Below are 25344 nucleotides of genomic sequence, written 5' to 3'. Positions count from 1 at the left end.
CAGTAGGAATTCGTTACTCTCCAATCATAAAAAAGCAGTCGAAAAACTAATTTCGACTGCTTTTTTATGATTTTTAAAATTCGGGATGACTCATGTTTGATGCTGCTATACTAGAAATTAATTGGCTTAAGACGCAATCATTGCGTCTCTACTGATGGAATACATTTTTTTACATAATCTCTCACTTGCTCAATCACTAAATTAGGGATAAGTCATGTTTGATAACTGGTGAGATATTTCACATATCTGAGCATTTGGGCTTTCGGCAAAAATATTCTCAATGAATTCAAACAAGCATTTTGACTTAATTTCTAAAGCCTTACAGCCTATAGAATATTAATGCAATTTAATGCTATCCAATACTTTTAAATATATGATTGTCAAATAATTATATTCAAATTCCACAACATAGCATTCATGCTACTCTATTAGTCTAATTTTATTCCTAAAATCGAATCAGGCGAATCATAAATAAACATATCTCCTGTTCTTTTAGAAACTTCCGCCCATGTTAAGTTCTCAAATGTCATTCCTACAACTGCACAAGTTGGCATTGAGCCGATATCTTCATGTGTTAGATACTCAGCAAAATAGCTGATACTTGGATTATGTCCGACCAACATTGCCGAGGTAATGTTTTCTGGTATGGCATTGATGGCGTCGAGGTAATATTTTGGGGTACTTTCATACAAAGAAGCCTCCTCTTGAATTATTCCCTCATCCAACTTCAATTGTTCACAAAACACCTGCGTTGTCATACGTGTACGTTCCGAATTTGAAGTAAGAATTAACTGAATGCCTGCCAATTTATCGGCTAAATGTCTGCTCATACGTGCGGCATCAATCATTCCACTTGGTGTAAGGGGACGAAATATATCTGGACTTACCGAACTCGACGCTTGTGCGTGACGCACCAAAAATAATGTTTTTTTCATAGACCAATAGCGGTTTAAAATTGTTGGTAATACCTGTTAAAAGGCTATATATTATCTAAAAATCTATCTCTTTATCGAACCACTACCGTTCCTAATTCTTTGGCTATCTGTTTCTCTACTTCCTTGGCTTGCATAAACTGCATTAACAAAGTATTTTGTTCTTGCGGATCTTTGGTTTGCGATAGTTGCTTCATCAATGAGCTTAAGTGATCATCATTAAATGACTTTTTCAAACGCAAAATATTTGTATAAGCCATATCTGCCAGTTTATCCAATTCGGTTGGCACAAATATTTCATGCTTACTCAACCATGCCTCCGAAACAGAGTGCTTTTCGGCTACTAGGTTGATTGATTCAGACTGTATTTCTGCAATCGGATGTGATAAAAAGTATTGTGTATCTGCCACTGTTCCTTCCAGAAATTTCTGACGACACAGCATCAACATTTCTTGATAAATAGGAGTATTAAATTGTAATCCGTCTATTTCACCCAAGACATATTGCATAAGCGTAATGCCAGGGGCAACTGCTGGATCGACCTCTCGGGTACCATGATTAATCAATAAACGAATACACTCTTGCTCATGTAAAGTGGTGGCATAATGTGCTATCTGAGGTAAAGGGCTAGGCTCGGGCGTAAGTGGCGCAGTGGCTGGTGCTCCTCCAAACTCTTCATAACCAAAATTATCTTCTTCCGAAAAGCTCATCATACCTTCATCAAAAGAAGGCAGGTTGTTTGTTGATAAGGTTATTCCCGAAGGCAAGTCATTTTGAAGCCGTTGGCGATTGGTATCTCTTTGTGCGTCTTTTTCTTTTTGCTTAGCTTTTTCAAGTGTCAACTTATTGCTTTCTGTAATCAATAATGCCTCATCGATTTGCATTAAGCCTGCTGTTTTTTGAAAAAACACTGAGCGTTTTATTGAGTCTGGAATTCTGGAAATACTTCCTACCATATCCTTAATCAACTCGGCACGCTTGAAGGGGTCGTTACCCGCTTCTTTCAGGAATAATTCGGCTTTAAAAGTAATAAAATCGGAGGCGTGGTCTGCAATATATTGCACAAATGCATCAGAGCCAATCTTTTGAACATAACTATCAGGGTCTTCTCCTTGTGGGAAAACTACCAATTTCACATTCAAACCTTCCTCCAAAATCATATCCATTCCTCTCAATGATGCCTTGATACCTGCAGGGTCACCATCGTAAAGAACCGTAATATTTTGTGTAAATCTCGCAATCAAGCGTATCTGCTCAAGCGTCAAGGATGTTCCTGAGGACGCCACTACGTTTTCGATACCTGCTTGATACAATGAAATCACATCGGTATATCCTTCTACCAGATAACAAACATCCTTTGAACGGATTGCATTTTTGGCTTGGTAGATTCCGTAAAGAATATTGGATTTGTGATAAACTTCTGTTTCGGGAGAATTAAGATATTTGGGTTGATTTTTATCCGCTTTGAGAATCCTAGCCCCGAAAGCAATCGTTTTACCCGAAACATTATGAATAGGAAAAATGACACGATTTCGGAATCGGTCAAACATTTTGTTTTCTTCTGGCTTCCGAATTGTCAACCCTGCCTTTTCGAGTACATCGATACTATAGCCATTCTTGAGAGCATCTTTGGTAAAAGCATCCCAGATATCGAGACTATATCCCAACTCGAAAGCTTTGATCGTTTTATCAGAAAAACCTCTTTCTTTAAAATACGGATATCCTATTGACTGCCCTTCTTCATGCTGAAACAGGTTATTTTGGTAATAGTTCTTGGCGTAGTTCAAAGCTATATACAAACTCTCCCGTGCATTTTGAGCTTGTAATTGTTCATCCGTCAAAGGCGATTCTTGAATAGCGATACTATATTTTTTGGCAAGGTGACGAAGTGCTTCGCCATAACCTAAACCCTCGATGTCCATAATAAAGCGAACCGAATCGCCAGCTTTTCCACAGCCAAAGCATTTGTAAATACCCTTGGCTGGAGACACCGAAAATGACGGTGACTTTTCTCCATGAAAAGGACAACAAGCCCATAAATTCGCCCCTTTCTTCTTCAACGACACATAGTCGCCTATCACATCTGCAACTTGGGCAGCCTGTTTGATTCGCTCTATGGTTTCTTGGTCAAGTCTCATTTCAATAATTTCTAAAAATACTTACAACTTAAGGATTCGCTTTTACAAGCATGATGTCTTCTTTACTAAAAACAATACTAAATTAATGAATGTCTCATAGATTTTGTCGAAATCCTTAGTTATTCCATAAAACGGTCTATTTTTTCATTTGAGTATCTTCTTAGAAATCTACATTTACCAAACCATCGTTTTGATTTATATCATCAAAACAACACATTCTTAGGCATTATTTTTGTGTGGAGATAACCTTGAAAGCAACCGCCCATTACCAATCACACTACTTTTAGTGGTAGTTTACGAAAGAATATGATGAAAAAAAAATTACTTCACTCCAGACTGTCTGTAGTTAAACAGCTGTTTGTACTTGGTCTCTTTACTATTTTTCTTGTAGGATGTTCTAAAAACTCTGATGTTAATCCCTCAAATACAACTAATCCAGCTGATGCCTTCACATACGAAATAGCCTCTAATTGGGCAGAATTGCAGCTTAATCTCACCAAAAGTACCAGTGGATATACTCCTCCTGTAGCTGCCAGAGCTTATGGCCTTGGCGGACTTACGATGTACGAATCTATTGTTCCTGGTTTGTTAGATCATAGCTCTTTAGCTGGTCAACTTTCTAATTTAAGTAAACTTCCAACCATCGAATCTGGAAAAAGCTATAACTGGGCATTGGCACTCAATGCTGGACAAGCCACTATCTTGAAAGCACTATATGCTGAAAGCTCTTTAGCACAGGCTTCTAATAATCAAAAGAAAATTGACTCGCTCGAAACGGCTATGACTGCTGCTTTTAAGGGTAGCTCCAATACCGATGAAATCGAACGCTCTACTACTTTCGGGAAAAACATAGCCAATGCCATTTTCGAATGGTCAAAAACCGATGGTGGGCATGAGGGATATAAGCGTAATTTTCCTTCAAACTACATAGTTCCTATTTTTCCTGGGGCTTGGCAAGCTACCGAGAATGGGCAAAAAATCCCTATGCAACCCACATGGGGCAACAATCGTACTTTTGTTCCCGTGAATGCCTCTCTTGTTCCTCCAGCGCCAATTGCTTTTTCGACTAGTATTACATCTCAGTATTTTGCACAATATTTGGAGGTTTATACCAAAAATAAATCTTTAACGTCTGAAGAAAAAGAAATTGCCGTTTGGTGGGCCGATAACCCCGTCGAAACTTTTACACCTCCTGGGCACTCATACAATCTGGCTAACATTGCAGCCAAAACCTCAAAAACTACTTTGGGCAAAGCTGTTGAGGGATTTGCTCGCACAGGAATTGCTGTTGCAGACGCATTTATCCTTTGTTGGAAATGCAAATTTCTATTCAATAACGAACGCCCTTACACTATGGTGAGAAGATCCATAGATCCAACATGGAAACCTTTCTGGCCCGCTCCACCTTTTCCTGGGTATTCGTCGGGGCATGCAACTCAGTCAGGTGCTGCCGCCGAGGTTTTGACGTATGTATATGGAAACAACTTTAAATTCGTAGACAATTCGCACGTAGGTCGAGGAAACGATGCTGCTACAGGTACGCCTTTTAAGGCTAGAAGCTTTAATAACTTCTATGAATTTGCCGACGAATCGGCCATGTCACGTTTTTATGGCGGCATTCATACTCGTCAGGATAATGAAGTTGGTTTAAGAGAGGGTAAAAAAGTAGGAAGAAACGTCAATAGTTTAGCTTTCCTCAAATAACATACAAGGTTTATTCTAAAAAAAGCCCTAATCACAACAACAGATTAGGGCTTTTTGCTGATAGAAATAATCAGACAAAACTAGTTTTATCTCCATCAAGTGCCCTGTAAAACTTGTACATTCCTAAGAATCGAATTTTACCCTGATTTTTTTGGTATATTTTTCTGTAAATTTGTTCTAGAATCATTGTGCAAATATCTATCCGTTGAAACGTATTCTTTCCATATTACTGGTTGGGCTCCTTCTGTATAACATGATGGGGTATTCGGTAGTCTATTGGTTTGAGACCAATAGAGCCGAAAGTTCGTTTGCGCATACGGTTCAGCCTATTTCAGGGAAAGAAGACTATGTGCTACTCAAAATGCCATTATCGCTTCCTTACCAAACGGATTGGAGCACAGACAAAAAAGTAAGTGGGACTATCAGACAAGGAGATGTTCATTATCAAATGATTTCTCAGAAATTGGTCAATGATACCCTTTATACGGTTTGTAAAATAGACAAATCTGCTCGTGATCGCTTTTTCAACCTCGCATCGCACATCAACGAGCATGTGGCAGATAAAGCTGGCGACTTCTCTAAAAAGTCATCTTCTCAATTACTCAAAAACTTCTTGAAGGAATACATGTCTTCTGACAAGAAGCATATCGTATTCGTCATTGACTGGGTACAACCACGTCAAAACACCATTCATTTATTCACGCCAGAAACTCGTTCTGTCGATACTCAATCGCCGCCTCCACGGCAATGCTAATTTGTACGATTTGTTGGCAGTAGCTGTAGCTATTGCATAGGTTGTCTTGGATAAATTTTATCCAACAGAGCCTCTATGTCCATACAAAACGCTAAAATTCAGCATTATATGAAAAAATTCTCCTCAATCGCAATTATCTTTTTTTGCATTTTTCTAATAAATTTTAAAAATTTTTCACAAGGATGTGTAGCTGTTCGTCACATGAGCTGCTCAACAGGTAGCGGAACTAGCTCTTCATCGATGTTACAGCCAGGGCAATGGCAAGTTTCATTAGGGTTTAGAAACCTTCATTCGCACAGACATTTTGTGGGTACAGAAGAACAAACCCAAAGAGCTCTAAACAATACTGAAGTAATCAATGATTCTCAAGGTTTTGATTTAGGCATCTCTTATGCCTACAACAGTCGCTTGAGTTTTGCATTGAATGTTCCCTTTGCTGTCAATGTTCGTGCCTCCAAATATGAACACTACGGCAATACCGCTGCAAATTCTCAATACTTTGATACTCATTCAACAGGTATTGGCGATATGCGTCTGACTGCCACTTACTGGTTATTAGATCCATTAGATCATGCAAAAGGCAATATTGCTTTAGGTCTTGGTGTAAAAGCACCAACGGGCAATTCGAACGTACAAGGTCAATTTCATAAGCTAGACAAAGAAGGAAAAGATTATCTACTTACTAAGGCTGTAGACCAATCGATTCAGCTTGGAGATGGCGGATGGGGTGCAAACCTAGAAATTCAAGGTTATCAACAAGTACTTCCTAAGACTGTTCTTTATTTCAACGGATTTTATTTATTCAACCCACGTAATGTAAACAATACTTTGAATGCTGTTTCTAAAGAAGCCGCTGCCAATGAGATTGTGGTATACCATTCAGTAGCAGATCAATTTGCAGGTCGTGTTGGAGCAAGTTATGCACTACTTCCAAAAGCTGGCTTAGCGGTAAGCTTTGGCGGTCGTATCGAGGGTGTTCCTGCACACGACGTTTTTGGCAAAAGCGAAGGTTTCCGTCGTCCTGGTTATATCATCTCAGTAGAGCCTGGAATTGTTTACTCAAAAGGGAAAAACACCTTTGCTCTCACAGTACCTATTGCTACTACTCGTAACAGAATTAAGAGTGTAGCAGACTTGAAATACGGTAAGCATGGCGATGCCGCTTTTGCGGATTACTTTATTTCGGCAACCCTTTCTCATCGCTTCTAAACTCTATTTAGACGGGTCGGGGTGCTCTCAGATGCACCCTATGACCCAATGATGAACTATTTTGATAGTAAAATACCAATTTATATATAACAGTATGAAATTTAGACTATTACTCGTATCAAGCATTCTTGCATTTAGCTCATCGCTTTTTGCACAAAATATGACGGATGGTATTTTCATGGCAAAAAACAATTTTTGTGGTGGAATTGGCTATACACATGACACATGGAATAAATACTGGGAGGGCACACTTTTCAGAGAAAATAAAAACTTAGGGAATGTAAATACCCAAACTATTACAGCCATGGGTAACTATGGTATTTCTGACCGTTTCAATGTACTATTTATGCTTCCGTATGTAAAAACCGAAGCAACCAAAGGTACTTTGAAGGGTATGAGTGGAGTACAGGACCTTACGTTGGCCTTGAAATATAGACTCGCTCAAATCAAAAACTTATCAGTAATTGGCTCTGTGGGTGGATCTCTTCCTACCAATAACTATGTTGCAGACTTTTTGCCATTGGCAATAGGTATGCAAAGTAAAACCGTTTTCGCTCGTGGAATTTTGTATTATACACTTCCTCACGAATTGGCACTAACAGCTCAAGGCGCTTATATTCATCGTAGTAATGTTCGTGTTGACCGTGAGATGTATTTTTCTGACCAAGCATACTTCACGAATGAAATGATGATGCCAGATGTGGTAAACTTAGGTGCTAAGTTTGGTCACTATTCATACCGTTGGCAATTGGAAGCCACTTATGAGCAAAATATCGTAAATGGAGATATCGACATTCGTAGAAATGATATGCCAGGTTTATGTGCCAAAATGGACTTGACTCGTATTGGTTTAGTGGCAGCATATCGTATTCCCCAATTGAAAGACTTACAAATTATGGGAACAATTGGACAAGTAGTTGCAGGTAGAAATGTGGGAAAATCTACCACTTTCTCCATTAGTATTCTTCAATATATCGACTTGCGTAAAAACAAAGGCGGTGGCGGTATCCCAACAGGTCCAATTTGTCGTCCTGGTGATGTTAATCATATGAGCAATATGTCGACAGATGAACATAAAGACGGGCATAAATAAATGGGCAGCCTCAAGAGTGTAAAATTTTGATTATCATTTCTGTTTGGTAAATCAAACCTTTTCTCACACTTGATTAGCTATCTCTTAAGGTTTTTAAAACCTTTTCTTGATAATATTCCTTAATCATTGAAATTTTTGAATCATGAAATCTTCATTCATATCTATAAAAAAGCTTTTTGCAGCAGTTTCAGCATTAGTGGTTATTTGGGCTTGTGAAAAAAGTTTAGATAAAGACGGAACAGAATTAGAAACCCTTGTACCTACGAAAGTAGATGCTGATGCAGGTACTTGGAAACCATATATTTTACAGACAGCTACCGAAGTAGCATTAACGGCACCTGAAGATGTAAGTTCAGCAAACTATCAAAAAGAGCTTCAGGAAGTAAAAACAGCGATGGGTAATATTAGCGACGAGCAGCGCTTGGCTATCCGTTATTGGGCTGGCGGTGGAATTTTACGTTGGAACCAGATTATGCGTAGCTTGGTTGCTAAACGTAACCTTCCTCCTGCTGAAAATGCCACTGGTGAGTACCCTATTCCAAACTCGGCCAACCCAAATGCAGACCCTATTTTCCCATTTGCCAATCCTCCATATGCATCGCGTGCCTATGCATATGTATCCGTGGCACAGTATGATGCCTTGGTAGCGGCAATGGCTTACAAACAACAATATAAAAGAAAAGCACCTTATCAGGTAGATGCTAGCATTACTCCTGTAATTGTGAGTAAGTCTACTTTGCCCTCTTTTCCTTCTGAGGATGCTGTTATGGCAGCGGTTTCTTATGAATTCATGAAGCGTTTATTTCCTGCAACAGAAGATACTTTATTCTTGTATAAAAAGAAAGAAGAACAAAAATGGTTTAAACTGTGGGCTGGTGCTTCTACTCGTTCAGATATTGAAGCTGGTGAAAAATTAGGAAAAGCAATTGCGACTAAAATTTTGGCTCGTTACAGTTCAGACGGTATGCGTAATGCCATTGGTGTAAAAGCACAATGGGACAGTCTTGCAAAACGTGTTGAAGTAAAAGGTGAAGTTGCATGGAAATCATTAGAAGATGCTCCTCGCCCTCCTATGCTTCCTTTCTTTGGCAATGTCAAGCCATGGAATATGACTAATCCAGAATTGCAGCAATTGAGTGTGCAGTTCCCTCCTCTTTCATACAGTTCTGAGGAATTTAAAAAACAAGTAGCTGAAGTAAAAGAGTATGTAACGACAAAAGCTACGCGTGAAAATATTGCTATTGTACATTTTTGGGCAGATGGTGCTGGTACTTATACTCCTCCAGGCCACTGGAATGCGATTGCAGAAAAATATATTGTGGCAGATAAACAGTCGGAGTTTCGTACTGCACGTAACTACGCATTGTTGAATACCGCCATGATGGACGCAGCGATAAGTTGTTGGTATACAAAAACCTACTATTACTTCCCTCGTCCTAGCCAAGCAGACCCAAGCATCAAAACGCTTACGGGCGTACCAAACTTCCCTGCTTTCTCGTCAGGACACTCTACGTTTTCAGCAGCAGCAGCTACAGTATTGGGATATTTATTCCCTTCTGATGCTGCCAAATTCAGCGCTATGGCTTCAGAAGCCTCAATGTCACGTTTGATGGGTGGTATTCACTACCGTATGGACTGCGAATTTGGATTGAAATACGGTAAGCTTGTGGGAGATAAAGCAGTAGCTCGTGGGCAACAAGACGGCGTAAAATAATTGAAATTGAAATTTGAAGAATAAAAAAATCACCTGTCCTTGGGAAGACAGGTGATTTAACCTCTAAATAAAGATAATATATAAATGGTTAGTGAACGACACCTGTCTGGATATTCTGGGCAGGTGTTTTTATTTTCTAACGATTTACTTTAGCCTCTACTTCCTGCTGAAGTTTGGCATTTTCTTTTATCAGTGACTCTGCTTTGAAATAGAAGTACACAGCCAAAACCAAAAATATTTTTGATAACACAAATACCGCAATAAAGGCAGGGCGCCAAAACTTATGTACTTTTATGTGTGTATTGTCGTATTCTACCTCCAGATAACTAGCATCTTCTTTAGGCTTTTCTTGATGCTGTCTACCTTGCTCAGTAAACTCCCATTTTTTGAGGTCATTCGTTTCTTCTTTGTATTTCAATCTATCACGAATCACTGGAGGAGGGGGTACCGCTTGTACCATAAAGTGCTGATTGATTGTCACACTCAGTTGGCTAAGGGCATCGGCAATTTCTGGAAACTCATAAGCATATTGCTCTACCTGTTGTTGCTCTGACTCATTAGCCACGCCCAACAGATAGGCCTCCAAAACGCCACTTTCTATGTATGTTTGCGTATTCAATTTGGTTCAAAATTAGGATTAACGAAATAGTTTAAAATACTCGTTGAAAGCCTTCAATACCCTTTCTCTTGATATATTGAGTTTTTCGGCAATCACTTCAGGCTTTAGGCCTTGTCTAAACGATAAGTCAAACACTAGTTTTGGGATGGCGTCTTCCGAAACTAGGTTTTCGTTAATGGGAGGTGAGGTAGAACTCGTGTATTTTGCTTTATATTCAACGGCTTTTGCTCGTGCATTACGTATAATACAAATAGTTTTATTCACGACATTTTCATTGCATCCATGCAAGGATACTGAACTAAACAGCGACACTAGCACCTCCTGTGCTAATTGTTCATTGGGAATAATTTGAAGAATTACCCCATAGGCTAATGCTCCATACTGATCATACATAGTAAGATGATCAGAGTAAACAGCTGGCTTTTTTCCCAATAGATGATTATTGTCTGACGGCTCCAATATACTCATTTGGTTTGATGAATTTTACCCTAAGGGAAATGATTAAAAGGTGGTAAAATGACCAGAATGGTCAATAAATGATATCAATTTGGTTTATAGATAATCTAAGTAAAGCTAAGTATTATGCCGTGGGTTTCCAAATTTAGTGATGCTTTTCCATCCCCTTCTTAGATTGATTCTAACCAAAATCAATTTCTATATCTACACTTAAGAATTTTTAACACAAAGTATCAAATATTTTTTCCAACTTTGTGTTATAATAAGGTATACGTATAGAATCATACCTTGTTGAGTGTCAATTATTGACCTATTTTTTTACATATTCAAAAACATTTACATTCATGAAAAAGGCTTTACTCGTAAGTTTACTACTGGGAGGTGCAAGCACAGGCACAATTGCTCAGTCCGTGGATGATTCAAAGCCATTGACGATCACACCTCAAGTATCTATTGAACAGTTTAACTGGATTGAAAATTATACGACAGGAAAAGCAGGAATAAAGTTTGAGCTAAAACCCTCCAACAAACTCAACATCAATCTGGATTTAGGAGCTTATAAAAATATTAACAAACCTTATGCCACACAGTCAAGTGGAAATGCCTTAAGCATAAACTTTAGCGATTATAAGACTTCTCCGCCTTATTCTGCCAGTATTAATCCGCTTTACAATCAACCGAAAGCTAATCTCTCAGGCTTTTATGCTAATATAGATGCTGGTGTTCCTTTCAAGCTTAGTGATACCTCAAGAATAAGCATCGAGCCATTTATCGGTTTAGAAGGCAAAATGTGGAGCCGCTCATTGATTTATGGACAGGAAGGAGAGCAAACTATTTTTGAAGAAAAATATAAGTTTCTTTCTCCAAGTCTTGGAGCCAAATTGAATTATACATCCAAATCAAAAGTTAAATTAACCTTGAGGATAGGCGTAAGTTATCCAGCTGTTTCAAAGCTAAAAACGGATGAAAAAAACCTTACTGCTCCTAATACAGAATTTAATTTATCAAAGCATTTGTCACCTTCAATAGAGGCCGCTGCAAAGATCAAAAAGCTTACTATTAAGATTCGATATGAAAGGCTAAACTTAGGCTCTACAGACTCATTAAAAGGTGTTACACAACCTTCTACCAAAGCCAATGTAACAGGATTCTCGATTGGCTATGATTTCTAGGATTTCAGCTTGTAAATTGACATTTTATCTAAAAGATATATCAACAAAAAAGGGAGCTTGCGGCTCCCTTTTTTGTTGATATATCTAAACTTTAGAAATTTCTTTCTCCTGCTTCTCTCTTACCTAACATTACTGCACCTACCATTGCAACAAAGAACAAGATAGATACTAATTCAAAAGGAAGAAGATAGTTACGATACAAAAGCTTACCCAAATTCTCAACCATACCCGTTTGAGAATCATAAAGAGCGTTATCAGCTCCTGTACCTAGATTGATCTTGCGTGTTGCTGCAATGATGATTACTAATACTGTACCTCCAACAACAGCCCCAGCCAACTTAGTTAAGTTAGTTTTCGAATCAGGGGAGTTGCGTCGTAGATCGAGCATCATGATTACAAACAAGAACAATACCATAATAGCACCAGCATAAACGATGATATTGACCGCCATCAAGAACTGTGCATTAAGCAATACATAGTGTCCTGAAATACAAAAGAACGTAAACACCAAATACAATACACTGTGAATTGGGTTTTTGGAAAGTACAACCATCAACGCACTAATTAACGTAAGGGCTGTAAGAAAGTACCAAAATTGCATATTTTTCGAATTTAAACAGGTAAAAATACCTTCTGCTGTTAAATCTATAAATGTTTCTTATTTCCAACCATCACGTAGATAACGGTCATCCATTTTCTCTACAAGTTTATCTTTACCGAAAATCACTTCGTTACGGTCGTTGAAAACAGGTACCATTTTGTCGTGACGCAAGAAAATAGCTTCCTTAGGACAAGCTTCTTCGCAAAGTCCACAGAAGATACAACGAAGCATATTGATTTCATATACTTTAGCGTATTTCTCTTCACGGTACAAAGTTTCTTCTCCTTTTTTACGTTCTTCGGCAACCATAGAGATTGCTTCAGCAGGACAAGCTACGGCACAAAGACCACAAGCTGTACAGCGTTCTGCTCCGTTTTGATCTCTTTTCAAGATATGGTGCCCACGAAATACAGGACCTAAATATCTTTTTTGCTCAGGATAACGAATGGTTACTGGCTTTTGGAAGAAGTGCTTGAGGGTAGTTAACATCCCACCTGCAATCGCTGGCAAATAAATACGCTCTGCTAGCGTCAATTCTTCTTGTTCTAATACTTTCGTTCTATTACTTAATTTCATACTAAGTCAGTAAAAGTTGGGATATTGAAGGCTATTAGGGATTAACGAGCCAATGCTGTTTTCTTTTTCTTTCCTCCAGCAATCGAGTGATAAATAAACAAACCTACAATCAAAACAGGAATACCTGCGATTGCGATACCGATTGAAGCCAAGCTCGACAAATTAAATTCAGCTGGTAACAAAATGATAAGACCAGTCCAAACTACATTGAACATTGCGATTGGAATCAAACCTGTCCAGCCTAAGTTCATCAATTGGTCATAACGGAAACGTGGTAATGTCCAACGAACCCACATAAACACAAATACAAAGAATAAAGCTTTTCCGATTAATGCTCCAAAACCAATAAAGTTTGCCACATTTTCGCCAAATGAATTTACTACAGTTTCGTAAAAAGGATAGTCATAACCTCCGAAATACAAAGTAGCCATCACAGCACCTGAAACAAACATGTTGATGTATTCTGCAAATAAATAGAAACCTAATTTCATTGAAGAATACTCTGTGTGGTAACCACCAATCAACTCAGTTTCACATTCGGGTAAGTCAAATGGAGTACGGTTACATTCTGCAAAAGCACAAATGATAAAAAGAATAAATCCAACTGGTTGGTAAAGGATATTCCAATGTCCATTTTGCTGTGCTTCAACGATTGCCTTAGTTGACAAAGACCCTGTCATCATCAAAATAGAGATGATTGAAAGACCCATAGCCAATTCGTAAGAGATATTTTGCGAAGCCGCACGAATAGCACCCAATAACGAATATTTGTTATTTGATGCCCAACCTCCTACTAATATACCATAAACACCAAGTGATACGATACCAAATACCCACAAAATACCAATATTTACATCGATACCTTGTAAATCAAATTTCACACCATTACCCAAGTCGATTGTATCGCCAAAAGGAATTACAGCCGAAGTCATTAGTGCTGTAAACATTGACAAGCATGGACCTAGAATAAAGAGCCATTTACTTGAATTAGCAGGAATAAAATCTTCTTTCATAAACATCTTAACAGCATCGGCAAGAGGCTGTAAGATACCAAATGGTCCCGCTCTATCTGGACCAACACGGTCCTGAAAGAAGGCAGCAAAAATACGCTCGAAATAAGTAGAGTACGCTGCTACGCCCAAGGTGATAGCAAAGATAACACCTACATATATGGCTTTTGCGGTAAATACTGTGGATGTAAGTTCCATGAATATACAATATTAGTGCTATTGACTACTGTTGACAGTAGCGACAAAAATTATTTCAACTGCTTTTGTGGTTCCAAGAATGAACGATCACGATTATCGTCAATTTGCTTATACTGTTCAGCAGCTTGTTTCAATGGGAAAGCAGGTTTAATAGAACTTCCTCCATATTTGTTCGCTGAAATCACAGAATGACGAGCTACTTTCATTGGTCCTTCGATAGTCCAATCAGAAGTTTTCTTACGCTCAAAACGACAAGTATTACAGATAAAGTCTTGTACTTCGCCCCACTCATTTTTACGAGCAGTTACACGAATTACCTCATCGCCACGATACCATAAAGTTACTTTACCTGAACATTTGCCACAATCACAGTGAGCATCTACTGGCTTAGTAAACCATACACGGTTTTTGAAACGATACGTTTTATCAGTCAAAGCACCTACTGGACAAACATCAATTACGTTTCCTGAAAAATCGTTATCAATCGCCTTCTCGATATAAGTACTAATTTCGGCATGGTCACCACGGTGCATTACACCATGAACACGTCCTTCAGTAACTTGATCTGCTGTGTACACGCAACGATAGCAAAGTACACAACGATTCATATTCAATTGGATATATGGACCCAAATCCTGTGTTTCGAATGTGTTACGCTCTTCGATGGTACGAGTTTTTGATACACCATGCTCGAACGCAAAATCTTGCAAGTGACATTCCCCTGCTTGGTCACATACTGGGCAATCAAGTGGGTGATTCAACAACAAGAATTCAACTACACCTTTACGAGCATCAAGCACTTGTGGGTTAGTTGTATTTTCCACAATCATACCATCTTGTACCTGAGTAATACAAGAAGGCACTAATTTTGGCATAGGACGAGGATCTTTTTCAGAACCCGCAGTTACTTTCACCAAACAAGCACGACATTTACCACCCGAACCTTTGAGTGGTTCGTAGTAACACATCGCTGGAGGGGCAACATGCGCACCGATTTGACGAGCCGCCTGCATAATGGTGGTACCCGGTTCTACCTCAATAGTGATGTTATCAATAGTTACTTTCATTGTTCTCTTATTTGAAGATTTGAGAATTTGAAGGTTTTTCCTTAAATAATCAAATTTTAAAAGACTTATTAATAGAAAAATATGGGCAAATCTTACAATGTCCAACTAGCGCCTTCACGCATAAACACCGCACCTGGCTTTGTAGCTTCTTCTGGGTGTTTTACGTGCCATTCAAACTCGTCACGGAAGTGACGGATAGCTGCAGCCACAGGCCATGCTGCTGCATCACCTAATGGACAAATTGTATTTCCTTCGATTTTCTTCGCAACATCAACTAACAAATCAATGTCTTCCATACGGCCTTTTCCATGCTCGATACGGTGAATCACTTTATCCATCCAGCCCGTACCTTCACGACATGGAGAACATTGTCCACAAGATTCGTGATGATAAAAACGAGCAAATGTTAAGGTATTATGCACGATACAAGTAGTTTCATCCATTACAATAAAACCACCAGAACCTAACATTGTACCTGTTGCAAAACCACCATCAGATAACGATTCGTAAGTCATCAAACGATTTTCACCGTTAGTTGTTTTCAAGATTAATTCTGCTGGTAAGATAGGTACTGACGAACCTCCTGCTACAACAGCTTTGAGTTTGTGTCCATCACGAATACCACCACACCATTCATCAGAATAGATAAAATCTTCTACGGTAATACCTAGTGGAATTTCATAAACACCAGGTTTGCGTACGTGTCCAGATACCGAAATCAATTTGGTACCAGCACTACGTCCTACGCCTATTTTAGCATATTCTTCGCCACCATTGTTTACAATCCAAGATGTAGCGGCAATAGATTCTACGTTATTAACTACGGTTGGGCACTGATACAAACCTTTTACCGCAGGAAAAGGAGGCTTGTTGCGTGGATTACCACGTTTTCCTTCCAAAGACTCAAGTAGAGCAGTTTCTTCACCACAAATATATGCACCACCACCTGGTTGTACAAAAAGGTCAAGATCATACCCTGAACCTAAGATATTTTTACCTAATAATCCTTTGTCGTAAGCTTCTTGAATCGCTTTTTCAAGGATGTTAATCACATACATCAACTCACCACGTACATAGATGTATGAAGTATTGGCACCCAAAGCATAAGAAGATACAATCATACCTTCGATTAAGGTATGTGGCGACTTCATCATCAAATAGTGGTCTTTGAACGTACCAGGCTCTGATTCGTCGGCATTACAAACCAAATAGCGAGGTACACCCTCTGGTTTAGCCAAAAATGACCATTTCATTCCTACAGGGAAACCTGCACCTCCACGACCACGCAAACCTGATTTTTTCACTTCTTCAGTTACTTCATCTGGCGCCATTGTCTTGATGGCTTTTTCTACCGCTGAATATCCACCATGCTTACGATAAACGTCGATGGTTTCAATACCAGGTACATCAATATGTTGGGTTAATATTTTCATGTGATTAAAAAATACATTAAAGCATGAAATGTTATTTTCAAAAAAAGTAGGAAGTGCTTATTCTGTCCAGTCTTTTCCTTGTGAAATAATATCTTCTTGTGCCAAATTTGCAGGGTTTGCATAAATTGCTACCCCATTATAATAGCTTGTCTGAGACACATCTTTAGTTTCTGCACGATGCTTAGGTTGTGCTTGTACTGTCGAATAATGACAAACAAATGACTTACGTGTCATTTCAGCATTATTGATACGACTTCCGCCATGTGCTAATGCTCCGTGCCAAATCAAAATATCGCCTTTTTTAATCAAAAGTACTTTCTTTTGAATGCCAAACTTAGCACATATTTTGTCCAAATATTTACCAAATTGATCTGGGCTAAATAGTGACAAACCATGTTTGTACAAAATTCCCGTCACGCCAAAATGAAACTTTGGCAATTTATGAGAACCCGGATAATAGAACAAAGGTCCAGAATCAGGGTGTACATCTTCTAATGGAATCCAAGCAGCAGCTAAGTGGCTCGGTACACCTGATGTTACCCAAGGATAATCTTGGTGAGTACTTTGTTGGCTACTATACTTGAATATTAGGCTTTGAAAAGCAGTGAGGTCATTATCTAACACTGCACGCAAAAAGGCTACAATATTAGGATGAGTCATCACCTTTTTTGCTCCAATTGAAGCATTGTGATAATCATTGATACGAGCCCCTATGCTTTTAAGCTTATCTTTTGGTATATCCTTTAGCTTCGCATCCTTAGTATTATTAAATTGATATACTAAGGCTGTCATATCATACTTCTCATGATTCTCGATTGTTTCCTCGACTTCATTCCAAAGGTTATCTAACCATTGGGTTGGTAAAACATTTTCAAGAACCACAAAACCATTCTCTCTCCAGAATGCTAGCTTTTCTTTTAAATCGAAAGGCAAAGACCCTTCAATTTGAACTTTATCAATTACTTGTTCTAATGAAACATCCTTATCAACTAACGGTAATGTTTCGCTATCAAAGTCCTTTGGTCCTTGGGGCGCAACATAATGTCTAATATGGTGATAAGGTCTTCTAAAGGTATTTTTCAAAAAAGCTATCATTGGGTAGAGGAATTAAGTATCAAATGGTTTATTACAGTTATTTCGAAAGCTCTTCGATGATGGCATCTACTTTTTCAGTCGTAAGATTCATATAGTATTTCTCACGAATCTGAAAAACTGGTCCCCAGCCACAAGCAGCCAAACATTCTACTTCTTTCACTGTAAACTTTCCATCTGCTGAAGTACCACCAGTATCAACTCCCAATTTTTTCTTTAAGTGGTCATATACTTCACCACCACCCATTAGGCAGCAAGGTCCTGTACGGCAGTATTCAATTACGTGTTCACCTACAGGTTCAAGGTGGAACATAGTATAAAATGTAGCTACCTCATAAACCTCAATTGGTTTGATATTTAATAAACCAGCTACGTAATCCATCACTTCAGGACTCAACCAACGCCACTCAGCTTGTGCTAAGTGTAAAATTGGAAGTAAAGCTGACTTTTGTTTACCTTCTGGATATCGTTTGATAATTTTGTGTACCCTCTCCAACGTATCTGCTGGAAACTGAACGGTTTGTGTGTTCGTCATGTTCGGTATTAGCATTTCGGAAGGAATATTTTTAGATATTCCTTTTCGCTTCTAACTAAATATTTCTACTAAAACTATTGGGTCGATTTATTTGAAATGGAAATACACTAGGTATCCAATTCTCCAGCAATCACGTTCATAGATGACATCGTAATAATGGCATCAGAAAGTGTTGATCCTTTAATCATTTCAGGGAAAGCCTGATAGTAAATGAAGCAAGGGCGACGGAATTTCAAACGGTAAGGTGTACGTCCACCATCCGAAACTAGATAGAAACCTAACTCACCATTACCTCCTTCTACAGAATGATATACCTCGCCTACAGGAGCATCAATTTCACCCATTACAATTTTGAAGTGATAGATTAATGCTTCCATGTTGTTATAAACTTCTTGTTTTGGAGGCAAATAATAATGAGGAGCATCAGCATGATAAGGACCTTCTGGAAGATTGTCCATGGCTTGTTGAATAATGCGTAAACTTTGCCACATTTCTTCACCACGAACCAAGAAGCGGTCATAGGTATCTCCAGTTGTACCTACTGGAATTTCAAATTCGAAGTCTTCGTAAGAAGAATAAGGGTTCATCACACGTACATCGTAGTCAACACCCGTTGCACGTAAGTTTGGTCCTGTAAAACCATAATTTAAAGCTCTTTCAGAAGAAATAGCACCTACACCTGTAGTTCTATCCATGAAAATACGGTTACGTTTAACCAAACTTTCAAACTCTCTAAGACCTTTAGGGAATTCACTTAAGAAATGTTTGATTTTACGAATAGCTTCGGCAGAGAAGTCACGCTCCATACCACCAAAACGCCCCATGTTGGTAGTCAAACGAGCACCACATAGTTCTTCATAAATCTCATATATATGCTCTCTCCACTGCATTACATACAAGAAACCAGTCATGGCACCAGTATCTACAGCGAGTACCGAGTTACAGATAATGTGGTCAGCGATACGAGCCAACTCCATCATAATCACACGCATATATTGTGCCCTTTTAGGCACTTCAATACCCAACAGTTTTTCTACAGTCATATGCCAACCCATATTATTGATAGGTGACGAACAGTAGTTCATACGGTCGGTAAGCGTTGTGATTTGATAAAAAGGACGACGTTCAGCGATTTTTTCAAACGCACGGTGGATATACCCTACCGTTTGTTCAGAATCGATGATTGTCTCCCCGTCCATGGTAAGGATATTCTGAAAAATACCATGAGTGGCAGGGTGAGTAGGACCAAGGTTGAGGGTGGTCAACTCATTAACATATTTTTTGTTTTCTCCTGATTTGGCGATTCCTACATTAGGACTCGACACTAAAGCAACATCTGACATATTTCGCTTGGGTGAATGAGCTACCGAATAGCAACCCGATAGTTACCGATTATTATCTTCCAAATAAAGCATCAATCTTATCTTGACGAGTAGCATCCTCCATTGGATACTCTTTGCGCATAGGATGATAGTCCATATCTTCTACATTCAAAATGCGGATAAGATTTGGATGTCCTTCAAAGATAATTCCATAAAAATCGAATGCTTCACGCTCCATCCAGTTAGCTGTAGCATAAAGCCCTGTGATGGTTGGCACTTTAGGAGACTCAAGAGGAACATACAATTTGATAATCAATCGTACATTGTTTTCGAGACTATGCAAGTGATAGATGACACCGAATTCCTGACCTACAGCATCGGGAAAATGGATACCCGCTAAATCGGTAAGAAATTGGAACTTGAAAGTGGGATGTTGATATAAATAATGCAAAAGAGGTACAATAGTATCTACAGAGGTTGTTACGTTCAAAAGACCGTAATTTTCCATAATTCCGTAAATTTTATCCTCTCCGAATTTCGCTACTAAGTCTTGAGCAATTTGTTCGTTTGTCATTGTAAACGCTGAAATGATAGACTAATGAAAAAGGGATATTTAGTTATAAAATTTTGCTTTATAACTATTCAATACCATAAGAAGACAATAACGCCTTGTATTCAGGAGATTCTCTTCTTCTTCTTTGTTCTGATTTAGCTAGCTCCTGAATTTCCATAAAGCCATCTAGGATTTGTTCTGGGCGAGGAGGGCATCCAGGCACATACACATCGACAGGGATAATACGGTCGATACCTTGTAAAACAGAATAAGTATCAAACACACCGCCAGATGATGCACAAGCTCCAACTGCGATTACCCAACGAGGCTCGGCCATTTGAAGATATACTTGTTTTACAACTGGAGCCATTTTTTTAGCAATGGTACCCATTACCATCAAAACGTCGGCTTGACGTGCTGAGAAAGAAAGACGTTCTGCACCAAAACGAGCTAAGTCATAGTGCGAAGCCATGGTTGCCATAAATTCGATACCACAACATGAGGTAGCGAATGGTAAAGGCCAAAGGGAGTTTGCTCTCGCCAAACCAACCAAGTCGTCTAGTTTTCCAGCGAAGAATCCTTGACCTTCTAGTCCCTGTGGGGCATCTACTGTCTTTATTATTCTATCACTCATTGTCTTATTCAATTAATAATATTTGATGTCTTCCTACCTAACTAGTTGTTGAGGCAGAAGGTTTTATAGAGAAAGAGGCTTCGAGAATTATTTTTCCCAGTCAAGCACTCCTTTTTTCAATACATAAATAAAGCCTGCTAAAAGAAGACCCATGAAAACTACCATTTCCAAGAAGCCGTCCCATCCTAATGTTTTGAAATTTACAGCCCATGGATACATGAAGATAATTTCCACGTCGAAAAGTACAAATAGAATAGCTACCAAGAAGTATTTTACAGAAATTGGCGTACGAGCGTTTCCAACTGACTCGATACCACATTCAAAAACATCATCTTTGGCTTTACTATGTCTTTTTGGCCCTAACCAGTGAGTAGCCACCATTGTCAATACGATGAATGCAAGTGCTGCCCCTATTTGGACAATAATCGGAAGGTAGTCTGATGGTTGATAGTTCATTTCTTTGTCTTTAAGTTTTGAAATTTGCCTACAACGGCTCTTCTCTCTCGGTGCTTTTAGTCAAAATATTCTGAATGAGAGACTTGTGTTTTGCTCGCTGCTAGATTGATTTTGCTATCACACCTTTTAGATGGTCACCTAGCAACAATTTCAGAAATCAAGTCGCAATTTACTGATAAAAATTTACATGAAGTGTTTTTTTTACCTGAAAAAGCTACGGAATTATTGTGCTTGAGCATGATTACTTAGATGTTTTTCAGGATTTTTGCTAATTCAGAATTATTCTAAATTAGACAACTACTTTTGTTTACATTGAATTAATATCTGCCTTTCTTTCCCAAAATATTAGAATCCGAAGCCTATTCTTCCGTTTGATTTTGTAAAGCATCTGGTTGTTTGACTACAGGGGCATTTTTGGTCAAAATACTGTTGATAATTTCTTGAAAATATTGTCCGTTCTGTGGACCGTACCAATTCATCACACGGGTCTCATAACTATTCAAATCATAACGACTATCTTCTGTGATATATCCAACATAACTTCCATCAAAACTAGTTACAATAAGATTTAGATGCTGGTTCTGAGCGGTTTTGAGGACATCTGGCATTAATTCGCCACTGTAATCACAAGGTGTGCCTATAAAAATGGTATTACCTAACTGAAATACTTTCATTTCGGCTGGGTATTCTCCAAAAAAAGTTTGAAATACCCAAGGACGAAAACGTAGGTCTTGCGACACTCGCACCTGCGGGTCACGCATTGATATTGGAATCACCGAAGCATGAAGGTTATCCACAAGCGTGGTTTTAATTTGTGGATTTATTTTGGCTATTTTTTGATAAAGACCATCAGCCACGCGGTTGAGTTGTGCATAATCATCCTTCATCTCCTCTCCTATTGGACCAGTACTGCCAACAGAGCCAGCCATAAACATGGCAAAATCGGCTTGGTCTTTTTCGAGTTTATCTACCAAGACCCCAGGATAATCTCTTGACAAAACCATCTTATCAGCATTGAGCGTAGTGGCATGTGCCGAATACACACAAATCAGAGCATTTTGCCCATTGTCTTTGTGAATTTTCAATAATCGTAAAGTCGGGTCTACCGTACCTTTTTCATGAACTAATCTATTAAAAACTAGCTCTGGGGTATCTATTTGACCATAACCTATTTCGGCAGCGGTAGTATTTGCATCCGCTAATTGGATAGCCTTAACAATTTTGTTAGCGATGTCCTCCACCACTTCGGGGTGATATTTTCCAGCAAAAAGTTCTCCGATAGCATTTTTACCCCATGCACCTATGCTATTGTGCGTGTGGGTAGCACCTATAAACACGTGCTCCCATGAAAAGCCGATTTTGCCGAGTTTATCTTGTAGACTCAAACGTACCTCTGGCGGAATAATCAGCAAATCACAAGAAACCATCGCAAATTTACGACCATTATCAAATACCATAGCTCGTACATAAATCGAATCATGCACGCTCTGATAGGGTTTGCCGTCACGATTGCCATATCCTGCTGTAGCCAATGGCTGTGCAGGTGTTAGGTTTACTTTTGCCCAACCTACATATACCGAATCATATTGAGGATCGGTATCGGGTATGTAGTTAGCCAGCCAGTTTTGCGTTTGAGCATAAAACTCGGTCTGGTGCAATTCTGTTCTGTCTACCGTCGTAAAAGTCCCGATAGCGGCTATTACAATAAGCGCCAAAAAACCTAAAATGATATTTCTGAAAATCTTCATGAGCAGTTTGTGATTAAACCAATAAATGTTTGAGCATATTTTCATGAATAAGTCAATTACACTTTTACACTTTTCTCAAAAATAAAACTCCTCACCTAAATTTAGATGAGGAGTTTCAAGAAAAATGCTTTTGTATTAATCTCTTCTATTTCCGAGTAAACGAAGTAGATATAAGAATAAGTTGATAAAGTCTAAATACAAGGTCAATGCCCCCATGATAGCTTCTTTGTGATCTTCGTCTGTGCCTTCGTTGCCGATGATATTCATTTCTTTGATTTTTTGAGTATCATAAGCTGTTAAGCCTACAAAAATCAATACGCCAATAGAACTTACTACCATACCAAACATATCGCTACGCAAGAAAATGTTGACCACCCCCGCAATAATCAAACCTATCAAACCCATCATCAAAAGACTACCCCATGAGGTCAAATCCTTTTTGGTATAGTAGCCATAAGCCGCCATTGCCATAAACATGGAGGCTGCAATACCAAATACATATACAATCGAATCGGCAGTGAATACAAAGAAAATGACCGATAATGTTAATCCATTCAAAATCGAATACAGAAAAAACCACACCGTAGCAGAAGTAGCCGACATAGATGCCACTCGCGACGATAACCACCACACTACCCCAACTTCAGCTATCATCAATCCATAAAAGGTAAACTTGCTACTAAAAATAATTTCAACGATTTGAGGTGTACTCGCTACACCAAATGAAACCGCTGCTGTAACAATGAGAGCCAAAGACATCCAACCAAATACTTTGGTCATATAACGAGCCTGTTCGGCCTGAACAGCCTCTTGTGAATAATAAGGTGAATACTGATTGTTTTGCATACGTTTGTTGTAATTAGATTGTAGCACAATTTTAGAAAAAAAAATCATTTACACAAGAAACCTCTTTTTTCTAATACGGACTTAATGATACCTAAACAGTATCAGCCTTAAATTTTAAGCCATTAGCTTTCGACAGAAATCCGAAAGCTAATGGCTCAATGCTACAAACTACACAAATTTCGTTTTGCCAGGTACTGCTACAGGATACAAACCATTTGCATCTGGTTTGAGTGGCATATCTGCATCCCAAGCAAATGTTTTTGGCGCAAGGTCTAAGCCTGAATTTATAGCTTTGTCCCAAGTTATTACCTGACCAGAATAAGTAGCCATTCTTCCTAGAATAGAGGTCATGGTTGATTTGGCTCCGTTTTCGGCATCAGCAAACTTATATTGTCCTTTGGCGATTACTTCAAACAATTCGTCATGCTCTACTTGGTAAGGGTTAGGGTCTTTGCTACCATTATGTTTAAACAAGGTATTTCCTTTGTAGTCGGTAATATGTCCTGCATCAAACATAATTTTACCTTTTGTCCCTACTACTAATTCATCAACTTTTGCCCAAGTTCCCTTGATATGGCGACATTGAGAGTTGAGAATCGTCCCATCGGCATATTCAAACTCAACGATATGGTGGTCAAAAATTTCGCCATAATCTTTTCCTTTTCTTACCTCACGACCGCCCGTTCCTCTAGCTTTGACAGGATAAGAGTTTTTAGCCCAGTTGATTACATCTATATTATGAATATGTTGCTCAGTGATATGATCGCCGCATAACCAGTTAAAATAATACCAGTTACGCATTTGATATTCCATTTCGGTTTGACCCGCTTTTCTTGGATTTACCCACACACCATCATTATTCCACCAAGCCGAAGCAGATACTACATCTCCAACCATTCCATCTTGAAGGCGCTTCATGAGCTCACGATAAGAAGTTTGGTAATGACGTTGCAAACCTACTACGACATTCAGTTTTTTCGCTTTTGCTTTTTCGGCAGCGGCTAGCACTCGTTGTACACCAGCTGGGTCTGTGGCTACAGGTTTTTCCATAAAAATGTGTTTACCTGCATTCACAGCTGCTTCAAAATGTAAAGGGCGGAAACCTGGAGGCGTAGTCAAGATAACCACATCTGCCAAAGGAATTGCTTTGAGATAAGCATCAAATCCCACAAAACGTCTGTCGGCAGGGACATCAATTTTTGATTTCAAGTTCTCAAAATCATCGCCTGTTATTTCTTTGTAGCAACTGTCTAAACGGTCTTGGAAGGCATCTGCCATAGCGACCAATTTTACATTTTGCTTGGTACTCAATGCCTGAATAGCAGCACCTGTACCACGTCCACCACAACCTATCAAGGCAACCTTGATGGTATCGTCGACAAGACTATTAAACATACTTGCTTCCGACAAAAACGGAGCTGCAATTAAACTTCCAGTAATTAGCGATGTGCTTTTAACAAAATCGCGTCTAGTTTGACTCAT

The 25344-nt window shown here is 38.8% G+C and carries 24 protein-coding genes; 6 read left to right on the top strand and 18 right to left on the bottom strand.

Annotated elements, in window-relative coordinates:
* Positions 1-428: 428 nt before the first annotated feature.
* Positions 429-935 carry a SixA phosphatase family protein gene (locus QM524_RS17845; protein ID WP_095161410.1) on the bottom strand — a complete coding sequence of 169 codons (507 nt, stop codon included), beginning with the start codon at positions 933-935 and terminating at the stop codon, positions 429-431.
* A gap of 71 nt (positions 936-1006) precedes the next feature.
* Positions 1007-3070 carry a DNA primase gene (gene dnaG / locus QM524_RS17840; RefSeq protein ID WP_283345592.1) on the bottom strand — a complete coding sequence of 688 codons (2064 nt, stop codon included), beginning with the start codon at positions 3068-3070 and terminating at the stop codon, positions 1007-1009.
* Positions 3071-3376: 306 nt separating this feature from the next.
* Between dnaG and QM524_RS17835 the strand changes: the two genes are divergently transcribed.
* The 5 genes from QM524_RS17835 (at position 3377) to QM524_RS17815 (ending at position 9544) form a co-directional block, all read left to right on the top strand.
* Positions 3377-4774 carry a vanadium-dependent haloperoxidase gene (locus tag QM524_RS17835; protein ID WP_283345591.1) on the top strand — a complete coding sequence of 466 codons (1398 nt, stop codon included), beginning with the start codon at positions 3377-3379 and terminating at the stop codon, positions 4772-4774.
* A 253-nt stretch (positions 4775-5027) separates the two neighbouring features.
* Positions 5028-5528: a hypothetical protein gene (locus QM524_RS17830; protein ID WP_283345590.1), complete on the top strand. Its 501-nt coding sequence runs from the start codon at positions 5028-5030 to the stop codon at positions 5526-5528.
* A gap of 201 nt (positions 5529-5729) precedes the next feature.
* Positions 5730-6737 carry a hypothetical protein gene (locus QM524_RS17825; RefSeq protein ID WP_283345589.1) on the top strand — a complete coding sequence of 336 codons (1008 nt, stop codon included), beginning with the start codon at positions 5730-5732 and terminating at the stop codon, positions 6735-6737.
* Positions 6738-6831: 94 nt separating this feature from the next.
* Complete coding sequence (locus QM524_RS17820) at positions 6832-7830, top strand: transporter family protein (RefSeq protein ID WP_283345588.1); 999 nt, start codon at positions 6832-6834, stop codon at positions 7828-7830.
* A 142-nt stretch (positions 7831-7972) separates the two neighbouring features.
* Positions 7973-9544 carry a phosphatase PAP2 family protein gene (locus QM524_RS17815; protein ID WP_166578083.1) on the top strand — a complete coding sequence of 524 codons (1572 nt, stop codon included), beginning with the start codon at positions 7973-7975 and terminating at the stop codon, positions 9542-9544.
* 136 nt (positions 9545-9680) lie between these two features.
* Here QM524_RS17815 and QM524_RS17810 read toward each other — a convergent pair whose 3' ends face one another.
* Positions 9681-10163 carry a hypothetical protein gene (locus QM524_RS17810; protein WP_095161404.1) on the bottom strand — a complete coding sequence of 161 codons (483 nt, stop codon included), beginning with the start codon at positions 10161-10163 and terminating at the stop codon, positions 9681-9683.
* 18 nt (positions 10164-10181) lie between these two features.
* Positions 10182-10631, bottom strand: a complete 450-nt coding sequence (locus tag QM524_RS17805) for a hypothetical protein (RefSeq protein ID WP_095161403.1) — start codon at positions 10629-10631, stop codon at positions 10182-10184.
* Between the two features lie 332 nt (positions 10632-10963).
* Here QM524_RS17805 and QM524_RS17800 point away from each other — a divergent pair, with 332 nt between their 5' ends.
* Positions 10964-11791, top strand: a complete 828-nt coding sequence (locus tag QM524_RS17800; RefSeq protein ID WP_095161402.1) for a hypothetical protein — start codon at positions 10964-10966, stop codon at positions 11789-11791.
* A 91-nt stretch (positions 11792-11882) separates the two neighbouring features.
* Here the strand turns inward: QM524_RS17800 and QM524_RS17795 are convergent, their stop codons facing one another.
* The 14 genes from QM524_RS17795 to QM524_RS17730 form a co-directional block, all read right to left on the bottom strand.
* On the bottom strand, positions 11883-12392 hold the full coding sequence (locus tag QM524_RS17795; RefSeq protein ID WP_095161401.1) for an NADH-quinone oxidoreductase subunit J family protein: 510 nt from the start codon (positions 12390-12392) through the stop codon (positions 11883-11885).
* 57 nt (positions 12393-12449) lie between these two features.
* Positions 12450-12968 carry a NuoI/complex I 23 kDa subunit family protein gene (locus QM524_RS17790; protein ID WP_095161400.1) on the bottom strand — a complete coding sequence of 173 codons (519 nt, stop codon included), beginning with the start codon at positions 12966-12968 and terminating at the stop codon, positions 12450-12452.
* Between the two features lie 41 nt (positions 12969-13009).
* The gene (nuoH, locus tag QM524_RS17785) at positions 13010-14176 is read right to left on the bottom strand and encodes an NADH-quinone oxidoreductase subunit NuoH (RefSeq protein ID WP_095161399.1); all 1167 of its coding nucleotides are present in this window, start codon (positions 14174-14176) and stop codon (positions 13010-13012) included.
* Between the two features lie 50 nt (positions 14177-14226).
* A complete protein-coding gene (locus QM524_RS17780; RefSeq protein WP_283345587.1) occupies positions 14227-15243 on the bottom strand; it encodes a 2Fe-2S iron-sulfur cluster-binding protein in 1017 nt (338 codons plus the stop codon).
* A 92-nt stretch (positions 15244-15335) separates the two neighbouring features.
* Positions 15336-16676 (bottom strand): NADH-quinone oxidoreductase subunit NuoF, encoded by a 1341-nt coding sequence (gene nuoF / locus QM524_RS17775; protein ID WP_095161397.1) that lies wholly within the window; start codon positions 16674-16676, stop codon positions 15336-15338.
* A gap of 57 nt (positions 16677-16733) precedes the next feature.
* Complete coding sequence (locus QM524_RS17770; protein WP_095161396.1) at positions 16734-17771, bottom strand: phytanoyl-CoA dioxygenase family protein; 1038 nt, start codon at positions 17769-17771, stop codon at positions 16734-16736.
* Between the two features lie 37 nt (positions 17772-17808).
* The gene (locus tag QM524_RS17765; protein ID WP_095161395.1) at positions 17809-18303 is read right to left on the bottom strand and encodes an NADH-quinone oxidoreductase subunit NuoE family protein; all 495 of its coding nucleotides are present in this window, start codon (positions 18301-18303) and stop codon (positions 17809-17811) included.
* Between the two features lie 107 nt (positions 18304-18410).
* Positions 18411-19646 carry an NADH dehydrogenase (quinone) subunit D gene (gene nuoD, locus QM524_RS17760; RefSeq protein ID WP_095161394.1) on the bottom strand — a complete coding sequence of 412 codons (1236 nt, stop codon included), beginning with the start codon at positions 19644-19646 and terminating at the stop codon, positions 18411-18413.
* Positions 19647-19698: 52 nt separating this feature from the next.
* Positions 19699-20199: an NADH-quinone oxidoreductase subunit C gene (locus QM524_RS17755; protein ID WP_095161393.1), complete on the bottom strand. Its 501-nt coding sequence runs from the start codon at positions 20197-20199 to the stop codon at positions 19699-19701.
* 64 nt (positions 20200-20263) lie between these two features.
* Complete coding sequence (locus QM524_RS17750; RefSeq protein ID WP_095161392.1) at positions 20264-20812, bottom strand: NADH-quinone oxidoreductase subunit B; 549 nt, start codon at positions 20810-20812, stop codon at positions 20264-20266.
* Positions 20813-20899: 87 nt separating this feature from the next.
* Positions 20900-21268: an NADH-quinone oxidoreductase subunit A gene (locus QM524_RS17745; protein ID WP_095161391.1), complete on the bottom strand. Its 369-nt coding sequence runs from the start codon at positions 21266-21268 to the stop codon at positions 20900-20902.
* Positions 21269-21627: 359 nt separating this feature from the next.
* Entirely contained in the window at positions 21628-23016 is a 1389-nt protein-coding gene (locus QM524_RS17740; RefSeq protein WP_283345586.1) for a neutral/alkaline non-lysosomal ceramidase N-terminal domain-containing protein, read from the bottom strand.
* A gap of 135 nt (positions 23017-23151) precedes the next feature.
* Positions 23152-23862, bottom strand: coding sequence for a Bax inhibitor-1/YccA family protein (locus QM524_RS17735; RefSeq protein WP_388046549.1), 711 nt, complete (start codon positions 23860-23862; stop codon positions 23152-23154).
* Positions 23863-24030: 168 nt separating this feature from the next.
* A complete protein-coding gene (locus tag QM524_RS17730) occupies positions 24031-25344 on the bottom strand; it encodes a Gfo/Idh/MocA family protein (RefSeq protein WP_283345585.1) in 1314 nt (437 codons plus the stop codon).

This window comes from Flectobacillus roseus, from assembly GCF_030056595.1.
GTDB lineage: Bacteria > Bacteroidota > Bacteroidia > Cytophagales > Spirosomataceae > Flectobacillus > Flectobacillus roseus.
The sequence above is the reverse complement of the archived record's forward strand: the minus strand, read 5'-3'. Positions and strand labels throughout refer to the sequence as shown.

Excerpts from the sequence above, each read along its gene's own strand:
- QM524_RS17755 (WP_095161393.1), bottom strand. The coding sequence starts at position 20,199 with ATGACAAACGAACAAATTGCTCAAGACTTAGTAGCGAAATTCGGAGAG.
- QM524_RS17820 (WP_283345588.1), top strand. The coding sequence starts at position 6,832 with ATGAAATTTAGACTATTACTCGTATCAAGCATTCTTGCATTTAGCTCA.
- QM524_RS17830 (WP_283345590.1), top strand. The coding sequence starts at position 5,028 with ATGATGGGGTATTCGGTAGTCTATTGGTTTGAGACCAATAGAGCCGAA.
- QM524_RS17765 (WP_095161395.1), bottom strand. The coding sequence starts at position 18,303 with ATGACGAACACACAAACCGTTCAGTTTCCAGCAGATACGTTGGAGAGG.
- QM524_RS17815 (WP_166578083.1), top strand. The coding sequence starts at position 7,973 with ATGAAATCTTCATTCATATCTATAAAAAAGCTTTTTGCAGCAGTTTCA.
- QM524_RS17740 (WP_283345586.1), bottom strand. The coding sequence starts at position 23,016 with ATGAAGATTTTCAGAAATATCATTTTAGGTTTTTTGGCGCTTATTGTA.
- QM524_RS17805 (WP_095161403.1), bottom strand. The coding sequence starts at position 10,631 with ATGAGTATATTGGAGCCGTCAGACAATAATCATCTATTGGGAAAAAAG.
- QM524_RS17845 (WP_095161410.1), bottom strand. The coding sequence starts at position 935 with ATGAAAAAAACATTATTTTTGGTGCGTCACGCACAAGCGTCGAGTTCG.
- QM524_RS17770 (WP_095161396.1), bottom strand. The coding sequence starts at position 17,771 with ATGATAGCTTTTTTGAAAAATACCTTTAGAAGACCTTATCACCATATT.
- QM524_RS17835 (WP_283345591.1), top strand. The coding sequence starts at position 3,377 with ATGATGAAAAAAAAATTACTTCACTCCAGACTGTCTGTAGTTAAACAG.
- QM524_RS17780 (WP_283345587.1), bottom strand. The coding sequence starts at position 15,243 with ATGAAAGTAACTATTGATAACATCACTATTGAGGTAGAACCGGGTACC.
- QM524_RS17735 (WP_388046549.1), bottom strand. The coding sequence starts at position 23,862 with ATGCAAAACAATCAGTATTCACCTTATTATTCACAAGAGGCTGTTCAG.
- QM524_RS17745 (WP_095161391.1), bottom strand. The coding sequence starts at position 21,268 with ATGAACTATCAACCATCAGACTACCTTCCGATTATTGTCCAAATAGGG.
- nuoF (WP_095161397.1), bottom strand. The coding sequence starts at position 16,676 with ATGAAAATATTAACCCAACATATTGATGTACCTGGTATTGAAACCATC.
- QM524_RS17800 (WP_095161402.1), top strand. The coding sequence starts at position 10,964 with ATGAAAAAGGCTTTACTCGTAAGTTTACTACTGGGAGGTGCAAGCACA.
- dnaG (WP_283345592.1), bottom strand. The coding sequence starts at position 3,070 with ATGAGACTTGACCAAGAAACCATAGAGCGAATCAAACAGGCTGCCCAA.
- QM524_RS17750 (WP_095161392.1), bottom strand. The coding sequence starts at position 20,812 with ATGAGTGATAGAATAATAAAGACAGTAGATGCCCCACAGGGACTAGAA.
- QM524_RS17825 (WP_283345589.1), top strand. The coding sequence starts at position 5,730 with ATGAGCTGCTCAACAGGTAGCGGAACTAGCTCTTCATCGATGTTACAG.
- QM524_RS17795 (WP_095161401.1), bottom strand. The coding sequence starts at position 12,392 with ATGCAATTTTGGTACTTTCTTACAGCCCTTACGTTAATTAGTGCGTTG.
- nuoD (WP_095161394.1), bottom strand. The coding sequence starts at position 19,646 with ATGTCAGATGTTGCTTTAGTGTCGAGTCCTAATGTAGGAATCGCCAAA.
- QM524_RS17790 (WP_095161400.1), bottom strand. The coding sequence starts at position 12,968 with ATGAAATTAAGTAATAGAACGAAAGTATTAGAACAAGAAGAATTGACG.
- nuoH (WP_095161399.1), bottom strand. The coding sequence starts at position 14,176 with ATGGAACTTACATCCACAGTATTTACCGCAAAAGCCATATATGTAGGT.
- QM524_RS17730 (WP_283345585.1), bottom strand. The coding sequence starts at position 25,344 with ATGAGTCAAACTAGACGCGATTTTGTTAAAAGCACATCGCTAATTACT.